This is a genomic window from Limosilactobacillus sp., assembly GCF_051873075.1.
In the GTDB taxonomy this organism is placed as follows: domain Bacteria; phylum Bacillota; class Bacilli; order Lactobacillales; family Lactobacillaceae; genus Limosilactobacillus.
The window spans coordinates 1-2,754 of record NZ_JBJEEM010000007.1 but is presented as its reverse complement, the minus strand read 5'-3'; the positions used below and the strand labels follow the sequence as shown (position 1 = coordinate 2,754).

The window sequence follows — 2,754 nt, the reverse complement described above, 5'->3', positions numbered from 1 at the left end:
TTCACATTACTTAATTTGCGAAAAGAGGTTTTTACTTGTGAATCACGACGAACAAGCAGTTGATATCGCTGGCAAGCCTTATAAACGTGGTCTAATGGTCCTGGTCCTTTTGATTGGGGCTTTTTGTACGATCTTAAACCAGACGATTCTATCAACCGCCTTTCCAGCATTAATGAATGCATTTAACATCAGCACTTCCACCGTTCAGTGGCTGACCACCGGATTCTTGATGGTCAACGGGATCATGATCCCGGTCAGCGCCTACCTGAGCAGCCGCTTCAACACCAAGCTGCTCTTCATCCTCTCCATGTCGATCTTCGAGATGGGGACTATCCTATCCTGGCTGGCCCCCTCGTTTGCGGTTCTCCTCACCGGCCGGCTCATCCAGGCCGTCGGAGTCGGGATCAACATGCCGCTGATGCAAAACATCATGCTGACGATCTACCCGCCCGAAAAGCGTGGTGCCGCCATGGGGATTAACGGACTGGTCATCGGGCTGGCCCCGGCGATCGGTCCGACCCTCTCCGGATGGGTGATCGATAACTTCAACTGGCGGTGGCTCTTCGGGATGATCGTCCCGATCGCCGCAATCGTTATCCTGGCAAGTTTTGTCTTCGTCAAGAACGTCATTCCAAACCGTCATCCCCACCTCGACGTACTTTCCGTGGCCATCTCAACCCTCGGTTTTGGTAGCATGCTCTACGGTTTCTCCAGCGTCGGTGACAAGGGCTGGGGCGATCCCGTAGTTATTTCAACCATTGTTATCGGGGCGATCCTGGTGGCACTGCTCGTCTGGCGGCAAGGCAAGCTCGACGAACCATTCCTGGAATTCAAGGTCTTTGAGAGCGGCGAATTCACCCTGGCTACCATCCTCAGTTCCATCGTAATGATGGCAATGGTTGGGGTAGAGCTGGTTATCCCGCTTTACCTGCAGATTATCCACGGAATGTCCGCCTTTCATTCTGGGCTGACCCTCCTCTTCGGGGCCATCTTCATGGGATTCATGAGTCCCATTACTGGGAACCTCTTTGACCGTTACGGGGCCAAGCGCCTCGCCATGACGGGGATGTTCATCCTCAGCGTCGGGACCCTCCCGTTCGCCTTCATCACCCGCGATACCCCAACCATCTACATTGTCTTCCTCTACGCCGTGCGGATGTTCGGGATCTCAATGGTCATGATGCCGGTAACTACCTCTGGAATGAATTCCTTACCTTACCAGCTGATCTCACACGGGACCGCGGTTAACAACACCATTCGGCAGGTTGCAACTTCAGTCGGGACCGCGATCATGATCTCCGTCTTGACCAATGTCACGAAGAGCAACCGGCCAAGTCACGCCCTGTTGGCACAGTCCCCGCTCCAATACAAGGCCAAGATGTTTGACGCAACCCTGATGGGCTACCACGCTGCCTTCTGGTTTGCCATCGCATTTTCTATTCTCGGCTTGATCCTGACCTTCTTCGTCACCACGGGGAACGGTATTCACCAGCGGATCGACAGCGAAGACATTGTTACAGATAAGGGAGGCGACAACTAATGGTCATCATTTTAACCTTTTTCGGGGCCATCCTCTTCTTCCTCAGCGTCATGTTTATCCACCAACGGGGCCTGCGGATCGTCCTGGCAACAATCACCGGACTGATCTTCGTCGGTTCCACCGCGCTGATGACCCTCAATTACAGCCACCACTTCGGGATGCACAAGGTCACTACCACGACGACACAGCGCATCTACCCAGTCAACGCCCAAATGCCGCTGGCCCTCTACCAGCCGGTCGGCACCAGCGGCAAGGATGACGTCTACATCTACAAGACATCACCAAAACAGGCCAAGCCGCAGCATACCCAGGCAAACGAGTATACTCACAGCCAAGTTAAGTGGAAGAAGGCCGGTAATCCGCGTCTCGTAACCACCACCACCCGCTGGCGTTACAAGAGTGACTTCTACAGGTTGCTCTATGCCTGGTCCGGGATGGACAATACGCTGGTCAAACGCACCAACACACTGGAGTACCCGCGGACTTACGTCTTGCTGACCACCAAGCAGGCCAAGCAACTGCAGGCTAAAGCCCAGTCTGCCGCTGGTCAACAGGCTCAGGCCACTGCCCGTCAGCAGGGGCAAGCCTACGTTACCGGCCGCGTTCAGGCCGCCATGGCCAAGAACCCGCAGATGACTGCTGACCAGATCAAAGCAGTCACGCAGCAGGCCGAGCAGGAGTTCCAGGCTAAGATGGTCCGGGCGATGTTAAAATAATTAACCATAATAAAAAAGCAGCCACTCCGCACTGAAGTGCAATAAAAAAGTTAGACAAAATTGAATATTTAAGCTGCTAAGGTATGATTTCGGTATTCGACCGGGGTCATACCTTTTGTTTTTAAGGAGATTCGCTCGTAATTAAAGTAATGAATATAGCGATTAGATAGCTTTTGTAGTTCGGCTAGATCCTTGCAGGGTGGAAACCCATCCAGCAATTCGGTCTTAAACAGGTGAAAGAAGCTTTCAATTGGGGCATTATCATGACAATTGCCCTTTCGAGACATGCTTTGAATAAAATGATGGTCAGCTAATTTTTGCGTATAGTAACCTAACTGGTAGTGCCATCCTTGGTCAGAATGAATGATTGGATGGGCATTATCAGGTAATTTGGTAAGTAATTCGTCTAAAGTAGCGGAGATTAATTGTCGATCAGGATGATCACTGATTTGGAAAGCTAACACTTCTTTACTAGCCTCATCAGTAATAGAAGAGATA

General features: G+C 51.7%; 3 protein-coding genes. 2 read left to right on the top strand and 1 reads right to left on the bottom strand.

All coding sequences use genetic code 11. The features are described 5' to 3' along the window. Positions 1-94: 94 nt before the first annotated feature. Together ACI31J_RS01395 and ACI31J_RS01390 are read left to right on the top strand one after the other, a co-directional pair. The gene (locus tag ACI31J_RS01395; RefSeq protein WP_439772745.1) at positions 95-1,540 is read left to right on the top strand and encodes an MDR family MFS transporter; all 1,446 of its coding nucleotides are present in this window, start codon (positions 95-97) and stop codon (positions 1,538-1,540) included. After that, the gene (locus tag ACI31J_RS01390) at positions 1,540-2,256 is read left to right on the top strand and encodes a DUF4811 domain-containing protein (RefSeq protein ID WP_439772686.1); all 717 of its coding nucleotides are present in this window, start codon (positions 1,540-1,542) and stop codon (positions 2,254-2,256) included. Before ACI31J_RS01395 ends, ACI31J_RS01390 begins: the two co-directional genes overlap by 1 nt. 68 nt (positions 2,257-2,324) lie before the next feature. Here ACI31J_RS01390 and ACI31J_RS01385 read toward each other — a convergent pair. Next, on the bottom strand, positions 2,325-2,754 hold a 430-nt coding region (locus ACI31J_RS01385; RefSeq protein WP_439772685.1), incomplete at its 5' end, for a transposase.

What these genes read in the sequence shown, in the direction of transcription:
- ACI31J_RS01390 (WP_439772686.1), top strand. Translation starts at nt 1,540, where the DNA reads ATGGTCATCATTTTAACCTTTTTCGGGGCCATCCTCTTCTTCCTCAGC.
- ACI31J_RS01395 (WP_439772745.1), top strand. Translation starts at nt 95, where the DNA reads ATGGTCCTGGTCCTTTTGATTGGGGCTTTTTGTACGATCTTAAACCAG.